General features: G+C 66.6%; 14 protein-coding genes. 8 read left to right on the forward strand and 6 right to left on the reverse strand.

Going from position 1 to position 16,149, the window contains the following annotated elements; genetic code table 11:
* Positions 1-7 precede the first annotated feature (7 nt).
* From BVG12_RS13660 to BVG12_RS13670, 3 genes are read right to left on the reverse strand one after another with little or no spacing between them, the layout of a single operon-like run.
* Complete coding sequence (locus BVG12_RS13660) at positions 8-1,390, reverse strand: sensor histidine kinase (RefSeq protein ID WP_075792864.1); 1,383 nt, start codon at positions 1,388-1,390, stop codon at positions 8-10.
* Positions 1,371-2,075 carry a response regulator transcription factor gene (locus BVG12_RS13665; RefSeq protein WP_075792865.1) on the reverse strand — a complete coding sequence of 235 codons (705 nt, stop codon included), beginning with the start codon at positions 2,073-2,075 and terminating at the stop codon, positions 1,371-1,373. Before BVG12_RS13665 ends, BVG12_RS13660 begins: the two co-directional genes overlap by 20 nt.
* Before the next feature lie 26 nt (positions 2,076-2,101).
* A complete protein-coding gene (locus BVG12_RS13670; protein ID WP_075792866.1) occupies positions 2,102-3,301 on the reverse strand; it encodes an aminotransferase class I/II-fold pyridoxal phosphate-dependent enzyme in 1,200 nt (399 codons plus the stop codon).
* A gap of 553 nt (positions 3,302-3,854) precedes the next feature.
* On the opposite strand from BVG12_RS13670, the gene BVG12_RS13675 reads away from it, so the two are divergent.
* From BVG12_RS13675 to BVG12_RS13690, 4 genes are read left to right on the forward strand one after another with little or no spacing between them, the layout of a single operon-like run.
* Entirely contained in the window at positions 3,855-5,171 is a 1,317-nt protein-coding gene (locus BVG12_RS13675; RefSeq protein WP_075792867.1) for a carbohydrate porin, read from the forward strand.
* 12 nt (positions 5,172-5,183) lie between these two features.
* The gene (locus BVG12_RS13680) at positions 5,184-6,911 is read left to right on the forward strand and encodes an ABC transporter permease (protein ID WP_075792868.1); all 1,728 of its coding nucleotides are present in this window, start codon (positions 5,184-5,186) and stop codon (positions 6,909-6,911) included.
* 17 nt (positions 6,912-6,928) lie between these two features.
* Positions 6,929-8,227, forward strand: coding sequence for an ABC transporter ATP-binding protein (locus BVG12_RS13685; RefSeq protein ID WP_075792869.1), 1,299 nt, complete (start codon positions 6,929-6,931; stop codon positions 8,225-8,227).
* Between the two features lie 5 nt (positions 8,228-8,232).
* Positions 8,233-8,799 (forward strand): DUF4337 domain-containing protein, encoded by a 567-nt coding sequence (locus BVG12_RS13690; protein WP_075792870.1) that lies wholly within the window; start codon positions 8,233-8,235, stop codon positions 8,797-8,799.
* Between the two features lie 4 nt (positions 8,800-8,803).
* Here BVG12_RS13690 and rph read toward each other — a convergent pair whose 3' ends face one another.
* From rph to BVG12_RS13705, 3 genes are read right to left on the reverse strand one after another with little or no spacing between them, the layout of a single operon-like run.
* Positions 8,804-9,538, reverse strand: coding sequence for a ribonuclease PH (gene rph / locus BVG12_RS13695; protein ID WP_075792871.1), 735 nt, complete (start codon positions 9,536-9,538; stop codon positions 8,804-8,806).
* Positions 9,539-9,563: 25 nt separating this feature from the next.
* A complete protein-coding gene (locus tag BVG12_RS13700) occupies positions 9,564-10,490 on the reverse strand; it encodes a PP2C family protein-serine/threonine phosphatase (RefSeq protein ID WP_075792872.1) in 927 nt (308 codons plus the stop codon).
* Between the two features lie 9 nt (positions 10,491-10,499).
* On the reverse strand, positions 10,500-11,486 hold the full coding sequence (locus BVG12_RS13705) for a serine/threonine protein kinase (RefSeq protein ID WP_075792873.1): 987 nt from the start codon (positions 11,484-11,486) through the stop codon (positions 10,500-10,502).
* Between the two features lie 176 nt (positions 11,487-11,662).
* On the opposite strand from BVG12_RS13705, the gene BVG12_RS13710 reads away from it, so the two are divergent.
* From BVG12_RS13710 to BVG12_RS13725, 4 genes are all read left to right on the forward strand, one after another.
* Positions 11,663-12,550 carry a YicC/YloC family endoribonuclease gene (locus tag BVG12_RS13710; RefSeq protein WP_075792874.1) on the forward strand — a complete coding sequence of 296 codons (888 nt, stop codon included), beginning with the start codon at positions 11,663-11,665 and terminating at the stop codon, positions 12,548-12,550.
* Between the two features lie 143 nt (positions 12,551-12,693).
* On the forward strand, positions 12,694-13,341 hold the full coding sequence (gene gmk, locus BVG12_RS13715; protein WP_075792875.1) for a guanylate kinase: 648 nt from the start codon (positions 12,694-12,696) through the stop codon (positions 13,339-13,341).
* Positions 13,342-13,464: 123 nt separating this feature from the next.
* Complete coding sequence (rpoZ, locus tag BVG12_RS13720; protein WP_056443456.1) at positions 13,465-13,668, forward strand: DNA-directed RNA polymerase subunit omega; 204 nt, start codon at positions 13,465-13,467, stop codon at positions 13,666-13,668.
* A gap of 99 nt (positions 13,669-13,767) precedes the next feature.
* The gene (locus BVG12_RS13725; RefSeq protein ID WP_075792876.1) at positions 13,768-16,017 is read left to right on the forward strand and encodes a RelA/SpoT family protein; all 2,250 of its coding nucleotides are present in this window, start codon (positions 13,768-13,770) and stop codon (positions 16,015-16,017) included.
* Positions 16,018-16,149 lie beyond the last annotated feature (132 nt).

Consider the following 16,149-nt stretch of genomic DNA (forward strand, 5'->3'; position numbering starts at 1 on the left):
GGGGACGCTAGGCCTTCGGAAACACCATGCGCGCCTCGAACCCCGGATCGGCGCGGCGTAGCGCGAGGGTGCCCTCGTGCAGCTGGGTGATGGCGGTGACGATGGACAAGCCCAGGCCATTGCCCGGCAGGTGGCGGCTCTGGTCGACGCGGTAGAAGCGCCGCGTGATCTTGTCCATGTCTTCGGGCGGCACGCCCGGCCCGTAGTCGCGCACCGTCAGCGACGGCGCGCCGTCCACCGTGTCGACCTCGACATCGACGCGGCTGCCGCTGCGGCCGTATTTGATGGCGTTGTCGATCAGGCTCGCGAGGGCGCTGGCCAGCAGGTCGCGGTCGCCGCGGATGACCGTCTGCCGGCCGGAGAAGCGCAGCAGCACGCCCTGCTCTTCCGCGGCCGCTTCGTACAATTCCGTCATGTCGTGCGCGATGCCGGCGAGGTCCAGCTTTTCGAACGTGCCCGCGCGCACGCCGGATTCCAGCGCGGCGATCTGCAGCAGTTTGTCGAACAGCGAGATGACGCTGTCGATGTCCTCGATGGCCAGGCGCGCGTCGGCCATGAGCGCATCCGGGTCGGCCGAGGCCTGCAGCGCGCGGTCCAGGCGGGAGCGCACGCGCGACAGCGGCGTGCGCAGGTCGTGCGCGATCGAGTTCGACACGTGGCGCACGCCTTCCATCAAGGCTTCGATGCGGTCGAGCATGCGGTTAATGTCGTCGCCGAGGCGCGCGAACTCGTCGTTGCCCATCACGACGATGCGGCTGGACAGTTCGCCCGCCGCGATGCGAGCCGTCGTGCGGCGGATGCGGACGATGCGGGCTTCCAGGCGCGAACGGAAGAGCTGCGCGCCGAAGAACGCGAGCAGGATCGACACGGCGGCGCTGACGAGCAGCGCGCGCTCGACGACGTTGCGGATGGCATCGAGTTCGATCAGGTCGCGGCCGACGATCAGCCGGCTGCCGTCGTCGAGCCGCGTCGCGATCAGGCGCACGGAGACGGGCACGCCGTTGCGTTCCATCTGGCCGAACGCCAGTTCGCCGGTCGGCGGCAGCTCGCCGTACCAGCGCCCCACGTTGCCGGCCAGGACGTGGTTTTTGGCGTCGACGAGGCCTACGACTTCCGTGTCGGTGTCGATCAGGTCGTGCAGTTGGGCGTCGATCTCGCGCACGAGGCCGGGGCGGCCGGCGCGACTCCACGCATCGGCCAGGTGCGCCTCCACGTTCATGATCTTGTTGTCGATCGAGTGCTCGAACACGCCGACCGTGCCGAAATAGACGATGGCGGACAAGGTGGCCATCGAGGCGGCCACGAGCACGCCGTAGCCGACCGCCAGCCGGAAGGCGATGGAGCCACGCAGGCCCACGCCGGCGACGGGTTTAGCGTGACGTTGGGCCATACGTCGGCGCGGCGCTCAGCACATAGCCGGCGCCGCGCACCGTGTGGATCAGGGCCGGGCTGAAGTCCTTGTCGATCTTGCTGCGCAGGCGGCTGATCTGGACGTCGATCACGTTCGTCTGCGGATCGAAGTGGTATTCCCACACGCCTTCCAGCAGCATCGTGCGGGTGACGATCTGGCCTTCGTGGCGCATGAGGTATTCGAGCAGGCGGAATTCGCGCGGCTGCAGGGTGATCGTCGTGCCCTGGCGCGTGACGCGCATCGTGCGCACGTCGAGCTGCAGGTCGGCCACCTGCAGCAGGGTGACGTCGCGCGACCAGGCATTGCGCCGGCTGAGGTTTTCCACGCGCGCCAGCAGTTCCGACATAACGAACGGCTTGGTGAGATAGTCGTCGCTGCCGGCGCGCAGGCCGCGCACGCGCTCGTCGACGCTGTTCAGCGCGGACAGGATCAGCACCGGCGTGCCGTCGCCGCGGGCGCGCATCTGTTCGAGGATGCCCAGGCCGTCGACCTGGCCGGGCAGCATGCGGTCGAGCACGACGACGTCCCAGCGCGTTTCCTGCAGGCGGCGGTTGCCCGCCTCGCCGTTCGTCTCCGCCTGCACGGCGTAGCCGGCCGCGCGCAACCCGCTGCAGAGGTAGTCGCGGGTTTCGGTATCGTCTTCGATCACGAGGCAGTTCGGCATGATTCGGCTCTTGGTATCTAAATGGACTATATCATGGAGGCCAGGGACGCCATCACGGCCACGACGTGGTCGATCTGGGCGCGCGTATGCGCGGCATTCAGCATGAAACGCAGGCGCGCCTGGCCCACGGGCACGGCCGGGAACTGGATCGCGTCGACGTGGACGCCCTCGGCGCGCAGCGCGCGTTGAAACTTCTGGCAACGCTCGGCGTCGCCGATCAGCACGGGCACGATCGGCGTCTGCGTCGACGTGAGCGTGTAACCCAGCGGCTGCATGCGCTCGACGAAGTAGCGCTGGTTGTCCCACAGGCGCGCGCGGCGCTCCGGTTCTTCGTGCAGCAGGTCCAGCGCGGCCAGCAGGGCGTTGGCCTGGTCCGGCGGCGGCGGACACGTGAAGCCGTAGGCGGAACTCGTCAGGCGCAACACGTTGGCCATCTCGCGCTCCATCGCCACGAAACCGCCGATGGCGCCCAGCGCCTTGGACAGGGTCCCCATCTGCATGATCGTCGGGCTGTAGCAGCCGAAGTGCTCGGACGTGCCGCCCCCGTTCGCGCCCAGGATGCCGGTGGCGTGCGCGTCGTCGATGTACAGGATCGCGCCGTATTTCTCGGCCAGCGCGGTCAGTTCGGGCAGCGGCGCGATCGTGCCTTCCATGCTGAACACGCCGTCGCTGACGATGATCGGGCTCACGCCGTCGGCCGCCTTCAGCTGCGACTCGAGATGGTCCATGTCGGCGTGGCGGTAGGTGTGCTTGTCGGCGCCCGACATCAGGATGCCTTCGCGGATGCTGATGTGGTTGTACTCGTCCGTGAAGTAGGCGTACTTGCGGCGCTTCTTGGGCCGGTAGCCGTGGATGCGCGCCAGCAGGCCGACCTTGACGAGCGTGGACAGCACGCCGATGTTCGTCATGTAGCCCGTGACGAACAGCACGGCGTCGGTCTTGTGCTTGAGTTCACCCAGCCGGCGCTCCAGCTCGCGGTACACTGCCAGGTCCCCGCCCAGCAGGCGCGATTCGCAGTTGCCGACGCCGTAGCGCTCCAGGCCCGCCTTCGCGGCGCTCACGAGACGGGGGTGGTTCGCCAGCGCCAGGTAGTTGTTGGTGCTGAACGACACGGCCGCCTCGCCGTTCACGCGGAATACGGGGTCCGGCAACGTGTCGTGGACGGGCGTGTCGTGGTGAATGGCGTGGGTCTGCAGCCAGTCTGCAATATCGGCGAGGTCGTGCATGTTTCGGGGGCAGTGTCGGGAGTGGACGCGCTGCCGGATTGGCAAGGAGTGCGCTGCGATGCAGTATAGGCGAGCGGCGGAGCCGTAAAATTACGATCAGGTAATGTCACACACATTACCAAACGGTAATACCGCAGTAACACATACGCCGCTATCATCCGTCCCGGCCCTCCGATCTCCGCTCAACCCCGGTCCTCGCGCGCGCGCGCAGCTCCGCCCCGTCCGCACCATGTCATTGCGGTGCAATATTTAGTGTCCAGGATAGCGCACCAAAGCGCCCGGATATTTCCTTGACGCTAGAAAGGTCGGCCACGTAAAATCCGACCGTTTTCATTTCATGGAGTCCCTTTCATGGGCACTTGTTCGAGTGGCAGTTGTTGCCGGCTGAATGCCGGTCCAGCCCCGGCAAGATAACGCAGGTCTCCTCCTGCCGTCATCTCGCTTCAGGGCGAATGATGGTATCCGCGTCCCTTTGCACAGGGACACCGCATTCCACAACAAACGAATCACCAAGCGCGAATGAAAGGTATGCCGTTGACCAACGGAGATACCGATGTTTCGTTGTTTTACTTTTTACGCAGCCGCGTGGCTGCTGGCCGCGCCCGCCTGCTCGGCTGCCTCCGACCTCCCCGCGACCGAGGCCTGGAACGCGCACGTCCAGGCCACGTACGTGTGGCAGGCCAAACCCGCCTTCGACGCCGCCTACAGCGGCCCCGCCAGCCTCGCCCCGTGGCGCGAGACCGGCTATTCGTTCAGCGCCACGGCCGCCTTCGGCGTACGCCCGTGGCCGGGCGCGGAGCTCTACTTCGACCCTGAAGTCGTGCAGGGCAAGGCCATGTCCGGCCTGCACGGGCTGGGCGGCATGACCAATGGCGAGCAGCAGAAGACGAGCGGCACCAACCCGACGTTCTATCGCGCCCGGCTGTTCCTGCGCCAGACGTGGAACCTGGGCGGCGACATGCAGCCCGTCGAATCGGACATGAACCAGCTGGCCGGCAGCGTCGCGAGCCGCCGCGTCGTGCTCACGGCCGGCAACCTGGCCGTCTCCGACATGTTCGACGCCAACAGCCAGGCGCACGACGCCCGCAGCCAGTTCCTCAACTGGGCCCTCCTCGCCCACGGCGCCTGGGACTTCGCCGCCGACGCGCGCGGCTATACCTGGGGCGCCGCGCTCGAGTACTACGACGGCGACTGGGCCGTGCGCGCGGGGCGCTTCCTGCTGCCGCGGGAATCGAACGGATTGCCGCTCGACCGTCACATCTTCAGGCACTATGGCGATCAGGTCGAGCTGGAGCATCATCACACCTGGATGGGCCAGGCGGGCACCGTGCGCGTGCTGGCGTTCCGCGACCGCGCGCGCATGGGATCGTTCCGCGACGCGCTGGCGTCCGCCGCGCCGGGTGAAGCGCCCGACGTGGGCAATGTGCGGCGCGAGCGGAGCAAGACGGGCTTCGGCGTGAGCCTGGACCAGGCGGTGGGCGAGAACGCCGCCGTGTTCGCGCGCGCCAGCCGCAACGACGGGCAGTCGGAAACGTATGCGTTCGCCGAGATCGAGCGCTCGGTGTCCGTGGGCGCCACGCTGCAAGGCGCGATGTGGGGCCGCGGCGGCGACACGCTGGGCATCGCGGCGGTAGCAAACGGCTTGACGCGGGCGCACCGCGACTACCTGGCGGCCGGCGGCGTGGGCGCGTTCATCGGCGACGGCCGGCTGGACTATCATCCCGAGCACATCGCCGAGGTCTATTACAAGATCGGACTGGGCCAGCACGCGGCCCTGTCGCTGGACTGGCAGCACGTCGCCAACCCGGCCTATAACGGCGCACGCGGACCGGTCGATGTGTTCGGCCTGCGCCTGCACGGGCAATACTGACGGAGACGAGACATGTTCGAACTGTTCACCCCGGGCCGCACCGGCCGCTCGTTCCTCACGACGACCCCGAACCGCTGGGACTGGGCGCTGCTGCCGCTCGTCCTCGTCGTGCTGGCGCTGGCCGCGTATGGCGCGATGCAGATGGCGCGCCCGTTCGTGCTGGGCCAGCCGACGCCGATCTCGCTCGACCCTGCCTACCTGCCTTATTACCTGCTGCGCACGATCCTGCGCATGTTCAGCGCCCTGGGCGCCGCGCTCTTGTTCACGTTCGTGTTTGCCGTCGTCGCCACGCGCTGGAGGAGCGCCGAAAAGATCATGGTGCCCCTGCTGGACGTGCTGCAGTCGGTGCCGATCCTGGGTTTCCAGGCCATCGCCATCGCGCCGTTCATCGCCCTCTTCCCCGGCAACCTGCTGGGCGTCGAATGCGCCGCCGTGTTCGCGATCTTCACGTCGCAGGCGTGGAACATGGCGTTCAGCCTGTACCAGTCGATGAAGACGATCCCGCCCGAACTGGCGGAGGCGGCGCGCGTGTTCCGCCTGTCGCCATGGCAGCGCTTCTGGCGCCTGGACCTGCCGTTCGCGATGCCGGCCCTGCTGTGGAACATGATGATGTCGATGTCCGGCGGCTGGTTCTTCCTCGTCGCGGCCGAGGCGATCTCGGTGGCGGGCCAGGACATCAAGCTGCCCGGCATCGGCGCCTACATCGCCGTCGCCATCGAGCAGAAACAGGGCGCCGCCATCGCCTGGGCCATCGCCGCCATGTTCGCCGGCATCCTGCTGTACGACCAACTGTTCTTCCGTCCCCTGCTGGCGTGGGCCGACAAATTCCGCTTCGAGGAATCGCAGGGAGAGTATGCCCAGCAATCGTGGGTGCTCGACTGGGGGCGCCGCAGCGTGTGGATCCGCTCCCTCACCGACCGCATGTGGGCGATGCTGGCCCGCTCGCTCGGCTGGTTCGGCACGCGCGAGGCCGCCGATGCGGCGCCGCGCCAATCCCGCTTCGCGCTCTCGACCCGCACCGTCGACACGCTCCTCGTGCTGCTCGCGCTGCTGGGCGCATGGCGCTTCCTGATGTTCATCCACGCGCAGGTGGGCTGGGGAGAAGCGCTGCGCGTGGCGGGCCTCGGCTGCATCACGCTCGCGCGGGTGATGCTCCTGATCGGCCTCGCGTCGCTCGTGTGGGTGCCCGTCGCCGTGTGGATCGGCCTGCGCCCGCGCTACGCCCAGGCCGTGCAGGCGCTCGCGCAATTCCTGGCCGCGTTCCCCGTGAACCTGATGTTCCCCATCGTCGTGTACGCACTCGTGCACCTGCGCCTGAACCCGAACATCTGGCTCAGCCCGTTGATGGTGTTCGGCACGCAGTGGTACATCCTGTTCAACGTCGTCGCGGGCGCATCGACCTTGCCGAACGAACTGCGCCTCGCGGCCGACAACCTGGGGCTGACGGGCTGGCTGAAATGGAAGCGCGTGTACCTGCCGGCCGTGTTCCCGAGCTTCGTCACGGGCGCGATCACCGCGAGCGGCGGCTCGTGGAACGCGAGCATCGTGGCGGAGTACGTCACGTGGGGCAAGACGTCGCTCGTGGCCGATGGCCTGGGCAGCTACATCAAGCAGATGACGGACGCCGGCGACTTCCACCGCATCGCCCTCGGCATCGGCGTGATGTGCGTGTTCGTGATGCTGCTCAACCGCTTCTTCTGGCGCCGGCTGTATTTGCTGGCCGAAGACCGCAGCCGCTGATATCGAAGGAGAACAAAATGACCGACAAACTGATCGAACTGCAGGCCGTCAAAAAGGCCTTCCGCAGCGCCGACGGTGCTCCGCGCACCGTGCTCGAAGGCGTCGATTTCACGCTGGCGGACGGCGAGATCGTCGCGCTGCTCGGCAAATCCGGCTCCGGTAAATCCACGCTGCTGCGCATCGTCGCGGGCCTCGTGCCGGCCGACGCGGGCAAGGTCGAATACCGCGGGCGGCCGATCCGCGGGCCGCTGTCCGGCGTCGCGATGGTGTTCCAGTCCTTCGCCCTGTTTCCCTGGCTGACGGTGCAGCAGAACGTGGAGCTGGGCCTGGAAGCGCAAGGCATCGCGCCCGCCGTACGGCGCGAGCGCGCGGACGCGATGCTCGACCTGATCGGCCTCTCCGGCTTCGGCAGCGCGCTGCCGCGCGAACTCTCGGGCGGCATGCGCCAGCGCGTGGGCATCGCGCGCGCGCTCGTCACGCATCCGGACGTGCTGCTGATGGACGAAGCCTTCTCCGCGCTCGACGTGCTCACGGGCGAGACGCTGCGCGGCGACATCCTCGACCTGTGGGACGGCAAGCGGATTCCCACGCGCGGCATCCTGATCGTCTCGCACAACATCGAGGAAGCCGTCATGATGGCGGACCGCATCATCATCCTGTCGAGCGATCCGGGCCGCGTGCGCCACGAGATCCGCATCGACCTGCCGCGCCCGCGCAATGCCGACACGCCGGAAGTGCGCGCCCTCGTCGACGAGGTCTACGGCCTGATGACGATGCGCCCCGTCGCCGCCCCCGCGACGGCGCGCACGGCCACCATCGACTACCGCCTGCCGGACACGGACGTGGGCCGCATGGAGAGCGTGCTGGACCTGCTGGCCGGGGCCCCGTACGACGGCCGCGCCGACCTGCCGCAGCTGTCGGAAGACACCGAGCTGCCGGACGAGGAACTGTTCCCGACCTACGAGGCATTGGGCCTGCTGGGCCTCGCGCACGTCGAGCGCGGCGACATCGCCCTCACGGGCCTGGGCTTGCACTATGCCCAGGCCGACCAGGCGCTGCGCCAGGCGCTGTTCGGCCAGCAGCTGCTGAAAAACGTCCCGCTCGCGGCACGCATCCGCCGCCAGCTCGAAGACGAACCGGGCGGCGCGCTGCCGGAAGATCCGTTCATCGACCTGCTGGAAGACACGCTCGAGGCGGACCAGGCGAAGCGCATGCTGGAAGTGGCGATCGAATGGGGCCGTTACGGCGAATTGTACGAGTACGACTATCACACAGGCCGGCTGAAACTGCCGGGTACGGGCAACATCAAGGAGTGACACGGATGGAAGGCATCGAGATCACCGGCGACTCGAAGCTCGATCGCAAGGTCGCGCTGACCGTGGCGCTGCTGGCGTCCTTCATGGGCGTCTGCAAGATCAAGGACGACAACATCGTGCAGGCCATGCAGCAGGCACAGGCCGACAAGATCGACCACTGGGCCTTCTACCAGGCCCGCAACCTGCGCCAGGAACAGGCGCACACGACCTTGCTGCAGCTGCGCCTCGCCGCGTCCGGCCGCCCTTCGAGCGAGCAGGCGGGCTACACCGCCGCGATCGCGGAACTGGAGCAGCTGGAGCGCGACCAGGCGCAGAAGAAGAACGACGTGCAGGCGCAGGCCAAGCAGGACCAGGTGACGTACGACGCGCTGAACTACCGCGACGACCAGTTCGACCTGTCCGACGCGGCGCTGGCGCTCGCGCTGTCGCTGCTGGCCGTCACGACGCTGACGCGCCAGCGCTGGCTGTACCTCGCGGCGCTGGTGCCGACGGCGGTCGGTGTGTTTTACGGCGTGGCCGGGTTGTGCGGGTTGCCGTTTCACCCGGCGTGGTTGACGGGATTGCTGTCCTGAGTTTTTAGGCCGCCAGTCCCAACGCCCGCTTCTGTAAGGTGACCAGCTCCCGAATCCCCTGCTCCGCCAGATCGAGCAACCGGTTCATGCCCGCCCGGTCGAACGCCGCCCCCTCGGCCGTGCCCTGCACCTCGACGAAGTGCCCGGCATCCGTCATGACCACGTTCATGTCCGTATCGCAGCCGGAATCCTCGATGTAATCCAGGTCCAGCACGGGCACGCCGCCCACGACGCCCACCGAGATCGCGGCCACGAAGTGCTTCACGGGCACGGCCGGAACCAGCCCCGCTGCCACGAGGCGCGAGAACGCGTCGTAGGCCGCCACCATCGCGCCCGTGATCGACGCCGTACGCGTGCCGCCGTCGGCCTGGATCACGTCGCAGTCCAGGTGCAAGGTGCGCTCGCCGAACGCTTCCAGGTCGAATGCGGCGCGCAGCGAGCGGCCGATCAGGCGCTGGATTTCCTGCGTGCGACCGGATTGCTTGCCCCGCGCCGCCTCGCGGTCCATGCGCGTGTGCGTGGAGCGCGGCAGCATGCCGTATTCCGCCGTCAGCCAGCCCTGCCCTTTCCCCTTCAAGAAGCCCGGCACTTTTTCCTCGATGCTGGCGGTGCAGATCACCTTCGTGTCGCCGCACTCGATCAGCACGGAACCTTCGGCGTGCTTGGTGTACTGGCGGGTGATGCGGATGGCGCGCAGCTGGTCGACGGCACGGCCGCTGGGGCGGAGGGTTTGGGTCATGGATATCCTTCGTGTGAGTGGTGGGTTATTTCAGTATCTGCGACGACTTCTCGATCGCGTCGCGGATCTCGGCGATCGCCTTCTCGATGTCGTCCTCGTCGAACGGGTCGTCCGGGCCGGGCGCGGCCGGGGAATCGATGCGGCTCGCGACTTCGCCCTCGGGCACGGTCTGCGTCGAGACGATGCTCGGGTCGGCGGCAATCGCCGGCGTGTTCGTGCCCTGCCACTGGATGGCAAGCGCGGTCGTGTTGTCGCCGCGGGTGCCGGCAATGGCGGTGGCCATCGCGATCATTTCCGGCACGGCCTGCACGATGCTGTGCGCGGACATGCGGTGCGCGATCTCGGGGTCGGGCAACACCGACCACAGGCCGTCGGAGCACAGCAGCAGGATGTCACCTTGCTCCAGGCTGGCCTGGCGCGACAGCTCGACCTTCGGCGGCGTCGACGCGCCCAGGCAGTTGTACAGCTTGTTCCGGTCCGGGTGTGTGGCGCGCTCGCTCGCATCGGCCTGCCCCTTGGCGATCAGGTACTCGATGTGCGAATGGTCGCGCGTGCGCCCGAGCACCTGGCCGCGGCGCAGCCAGTACAGGCGCGAATCGCCGCAATGGGCCCAGACGGCGCTGTTGTGCTGCACGAGGCAGGCGACGATCGTCGTGCGCGGGCTGTCCGGCATGGCGTGCTCGCGGGTGTAGCGCAGGATGTCGGCGTGGGCCTGCTGCAGGGCCTCCTCGAGGAAGCGTTCGGGCTTACGCACGTACGGCGTGGCCTGGGCCTTGAAGCGCGTGGCGATGCTTTGCAGGGCGATCGTGGCCGCGACCTCGCCGCGCAGGTGGCCGCCCATGCCGTCCGCCAGCACGAGCAGCAGCGCTTCGCGCGTGTACAGATAGCCCATGCGGTCCTGGTTGAGTTTGCGGCCGCCGATATGGCTTTGCTGGTAGACGGAGAATTGCATGATGGTTCCTCAGGCACGTCCACGGCCGAAGCCGATGCGTTCGACGAAACCGCGCCAGCCGGACGACGGGGCCGCTTCCTCGGGTTCGATGGGCAGCGCCGCCGGCGCGGCGGACAGGCCGGCCTGCAGCACCTTCTGCACGGCGAATACGCTCTGCGGCCGCGCCAGCGGATCGAGGCTCAGGCAAGCCTTCACCATCGCCACCAGCCCCGGCGTGTAGGCGCCTTCCAGCCGCGCGATCTGGTCATCCATCGTGTCGGCCGCGCGGCGCTGGTCGGCCGGCTGCGGCGGCGCGCCCGCCATGCACGCGAACATGGCGGCGCCGATGCTGTAGATGTCCGTCCACGGTCCCAGCGCGTTCCCTTTCGCATACAGCTCGGGCGCCGCGAAGCCGGGCGTGTACATGGGCGCCAGGGTGGGCGAATCGGTATGGATGGTCTGGCGCGCGGCGCCGAAGTCGAGCAACAGGGGCGAGCCGTCGGTGCGCAGGTAGATGTTGGCCGGTTTCAGGTCGAGGTGCAGCAGCTTGTTCGCGTGGACTTCGCGCAGGCCCGCGCAGACGCCGTTGAAGACTTGCCGGATGAACGGTTCACCGGCGCGGCTTCCCTTGGCGACCAGGCGCGCGGCGTATTCCTGCAGCGAGTGGCCGGATTCGTAGGCCATCACCATATAGACCGTGTCATTGGCGCGGAAAAAATTTAACACCCGCACCACGTTGGGATGGACGATGCGCGCCAGCGCCCGCCCCTCCTCGAAAAAGCATTTCAGGCCGATGCGGAAGACGGGCAGGTTGGCCTTGGCGATGACGGGCGCCAGCTCGCCCGGGGGGCGCAACGTCAGGGCACTGGGCAGGTATTCCTTGATCGCGACGGCATTGCCATCGCCGTCATATGCAAGATAAACAATACTGAACCCGCCGGACGCAATTTTCTTTACAATGCGATATCCGCCAATTTCCAGCCCATCGGGCAGGGGAGCATTATTCTGGGCAGCCATTTGGGAAAGTATTCCTTGCTAAACACGGCGATTGTGTGGATAAATCACCGCTTTGTAAAGAATAAGGGAATCTCGCAAAACCACAGCGCGCGGCGCCGCCTGCACCGCGCTGCACGGACGGCCTGGGCGGCTTTGCGACATTCCGGAAATCGGGGACTCCATTGAGCATTTCTAGCATGACAGGTTATGCCGTCGCCACAAGCGAAGGCGCTGCCGGCACGCTGACGATCGAGATCAAGAGCGTCAATTCGCGCTTCCTCGACCTGCAGTTCCGCATCAACGACGATTTGCGCGCGCTGGAACCGGACCTGCGCTCAGCCATCATGGCCGCGATCACACGCGGCAAGGTCGAGGTCCGGCTGTCGTTCGGCCGCAAGGTCGCGACGGGCTCGCAAGCCCTCAACCACACGCTGCTGGCCGACCTCGCCCGGCTGCAGTCGGAGGTCACGCGCCACTTCGTGTCCGCGCCCCTGATGACGGTGGCCGAGCTGCTGCGCTGGCCGGGCGTGATCGAGGAAGCGCAGGTGGGCCAGGAATCGCTCCAGGCCGACGTTGCCGCCCTCGCCGCGAAAACGATTGCCGCCTTCGTCGACAGCCGCAAGCGCGAAGGCGCGGCGCTGGAAGCGATGCTGATCTCGCGCATCGAGGCGATGGAAGCCATCGTCAAGCGCATCACGCCGCTGATCCCGCAGGTCATTAACCAGTTCCAGCAAAAGGCCGTCGAGCGCATGCAGGACGCCCTCGGTCTCGCCGGCCACGGCAACCCGCAAGTCCTCACGCGCCAGGAAGTATTCGAACGGATCCGCCAGGAAGTCACGCTGTACGGCATCCGCATCGACGTCTCGGAAGAATTGTCGCGCCTGACCGCGCACCTGACCGAGACCCGCCACATCCTCAAAAAGGGTGGCCAGGTCGGCAAGCGCCTTGACTTCATGATGCAGGAACTGAACCGCGAAGCGAATACGCTGGGCGCCAAGGCCTCCGTCAAGGAATTGGCCGATGCGTCGATGGAGCTCAAGCTGCTTATTGAGCAGATGCGAGAACAAGTACAAAATCTCGAATAATCGCGGGCACGCCGCGGGCGTGCATGCGTCACGCGTGGGCACGGGGTGCCCACCCTACCGCGATTCGTAGGGTGGGCACCCGTGCCCACGCGGATTTAGAATTACCGATACATCAAGAATCACACGTAATAAAGGAACCCACCATGCTCACCTCCCCTTTCTCCGGCAGCCTGTTCGTCGTCGCCGCCCCGTCCGGCGCCGGCAAGTCGACCCTGGTCAATGCGCTGCTGGCTCAGGAACCGGGCATCAAGCTGTCGATCTCGACCACGACGCGCCCGCCGCGCCCGGGCGAACAGGACGGCCGCGAATACCACTTCACCACCGCCGAGGATTTCGTCGCCCGCGCCGACCGCGGGGAATTCCTGGAATGGGCCGAGGTGCATGGGAATTACTACGGCACGAGCCGCCTGACCGTGGAACAGGAAATGCGGACCGGCACCGACATCCTGCTGGAAATCGACTGGCAGGGCGCGCGCCAGGTCAAGAAGCAGTTTCCGGACGCGGCCGGCATCTTCATCCTGCCGCCGTCGATCGCGGCGCTGGAAGAGCGCCTGCACAAGCGCGGCACGGACGAGCCGCACATCATCACGCGACGCCTGCTGGCCGCGGGGGGCGAGATCGCTCACGCTCCCGAGTTCGAGTATGCTATCATCAACGAAGAGTTCAACGTCGCCCTGTCCGAGCTGCAGGCGATTGTCAAAGCGACACGTTCGCGCTTCGCCCAACAGGCTGCCCGCAACGCCTCGCTCTTTGCCCAGTTGGGAATCCACGTGCAACAGCCGCAAGCTTAGCCTTTTGGTGGGCACAGGTGCCCACCCTACGGCGGGTCATGCATTCGTAGGGTGGGCACCCGTGCCCACCAGCCGTTTGGGTGACGGAATTATCACTGAATCAATTCATCTGTAGGAGTTACCATGGCCCGCATCACCATCGAAGATTGCCTCAAAAACATCCCGAACCGCTTCCAGCTGACCCTGGCCGCCACGTACCGCGCCCGCCAGCTGCTGCAAGGCCACACCCCGAAAGTCGAAGCCAAGGACAAGCCGACCGTCGTCGCACTGCGCGAAATCGCCGCCGGCAAGGTTGGCCTGGAAATGCTGAAAAAAGTCCCGATGTAATATCGACGGTGCCTGAACGTTGATGATCCGTCGGTGGTCCATGAATCAGCCCGTGATTCTGTTATGCTGTTTCCATACTGCGGCTGATTGTCTTTACGTATGAGCTTATCCCCACCGGATTCCGTCCACTCGGGCACCAACAACACCAAGGCGAGCCGGCCCGGCCGGCCCGCCAACAAACCGCAGGAAGCCGAACCGGCGCCCGCTCCCGGCGTCGCGTCGATCACGCACTTGGCCGGCAAACTGGCCGAATACCTCACCCCCGTCGAACTCAAGCGCGTCAAGGAAGCCTACCGCTTCTCGGACGAGATGCACCTCGGCCAGGTCCGCAAGTCGGGCGAGCCGTACATCTCGCACCCGATCGCCGTCGCCGAAATCTGCGCCGACTGGAAGCTGGACGCCCAGGCCATCATGGCCGCGCTGCTGCACGACGTGATCGAGGACCAGGACGTCAAGAAGGAAGAACTGCTGGAGCGCTTCGGCCCGCAGGTGGCCGACCTCGTCGACGGCCTGTCGAAGCTGGAAAAAATCGAGTTCCAGAGCGTCGTCGAAGCGCAGGCGGAAAACTTCCGCAAGATGCTGCTGGCGATGGCCTCGGACGTGCGCGTCATCCTCATCAAACTTGCCGACCGCCTGCACAATATGCGCACGCTCGGCGTGATGGCACCGGCCAAGAAGCGCCGCATCGCGAGCGAGACGATGGAGGTCTACGTCCCGATCGCGCACCGCCTCGGCCTGAACGACATCTACCGCGAGCTGCAGGACCTGTCGTTCTCGCACCTGTATCCGCTGCGCTACCGCACGCTGTCGAAAGCGATCAAGTCGGCGCGCGGCAACCGCCGCGAAGTGGTCAAGAAGATCCTCGACGCGGTCAAGAACCAGTTGGCCGCGGCCGGCCTGCCGGCCGAAGTCTACGGCCGCGAAAAGACGCTGTACGGCATCTATAAAAAGATGCGCAGCAAGCACCTGTCGTTCTCGCAGGTGCTCGACGTGTACGGCTTCCGCGTCGTCGTCGACACGGTCCCGAACTGTTACGTGGCGCTCGGCGCCCTGCATGCGCTGTACAAGCCCATGCCCGGCAAGTTCAAGGACTACATCGCGATCCGCAAGATCAACGGCTACCAGTCGCTGCACACCACGCTGATCGGCCCGTACGGCACCCCGGTCGAATTCCAGATCCGCACGCAGGAAATGCACCGAACGGCGGAATCCGGCGTGGCCGCGCACTGGCTGTACAAGACGGGCGACCAGAACATGACCGACCTGCAGCAGCGCACGCACGCGTGGCTGCAGTCGCTGCTCGACATCCAGCAGCAGACGGGCGATTCCGCCGAATTCCTCGAGCACGTGAAGGTCGACCTGTTCCCCGACTCCGTCTACGTGTTCACGCCGAAGTCGAAGATCATCGCCCTGCCGCGCGGGGCCACGCCGCTCGACTTCGCCTACAGCATCCACACGGGCATCGGCGACCACACGGTGGCCGTCAAGATCAACCACGAACCGGCATCGCTGCGCACCGAACTGCGCAACGGCGACATCGTCGAGATCGAGACCGATCCCGATTCGCGCCCCAGCCCGACGTGGCTGAGTTTTGTACGCACCGGCAAGGCCCGCTCGGCGATCCGCCACCACCTGCGCACCATCAACCTGAACGAATCGGTCGAACTCGGCCAAGAACTGCTGAGCCAGGCACTGGGCCAGCTGGGCATCAAGGCCGAGCTGACGCCGTCGACCATCGATCGCCTGCTGGCGGAATCGTCGGCCAAGTCGATGGACGAGGTCTATGCCGACATCGGCATCGGCAAGCGCATGCCCGCCCTCGTGGCGCGCCACATCGTGAGCCTGCTGGGCGGCGACGTCACCACCGTCCCGGCCCAGCCGAGCAACGGCGGCGAGCTGGACCCGGTCACGATCTACGGCAGCGAAGGCGTCGCGGTCCAGCTGGCGCCGTGCTGCCTGCCGATCCCGGGCGACCACATCATCGGCCAGCTGCGCCGCGACCAGGGCCTCGTCGTGCACACGGCCGACTGCTCGCAGGCCAACCGCCTGCGTCTCAAGGAACCGGACCGCTGGATCCCGGCCCAGTGGGGTACCGAACTGAACCGCCGCTTCGACTGCCGCATCCGCCTGCTGATCAACAACGAAAAGGGCATCCTGGCCCGCGTCGCCGCCGAGATCGGCGAGTCCGACGCCAACATCACGTATGTCGGCATGGACGAGGACGACGAACACATGATGACCCAGCTGCGCTTCACGATCCAGGTCAAGGATCGCGTGCACCTGGCGCATCTGATCCGCAACCTGCGCCGCGTGGCCGGCGTCAATCGCGTGGAGCGCGAGCGGGCGTAAGGTGGACGGCTGCACACATGGCAGCTGAACACCGCACTGCCGACGCCGTCCACGCGGTGGTCCGCGGCGATCCCGTCGCCGCGGCCGTCAACGGCGCCGCCGCCTGACTCCGGCGCCGTTCGCGGATTCGAC

The organism is Massilia putida (assembly GCF_001941825.1).
GTDB classification, from domain to species: Bacteria; Pseudomonadota; Gammaproteobacteria; order Burkholderiales; family Burkholderiaceae_D; genus Telluria; species Telluria putida.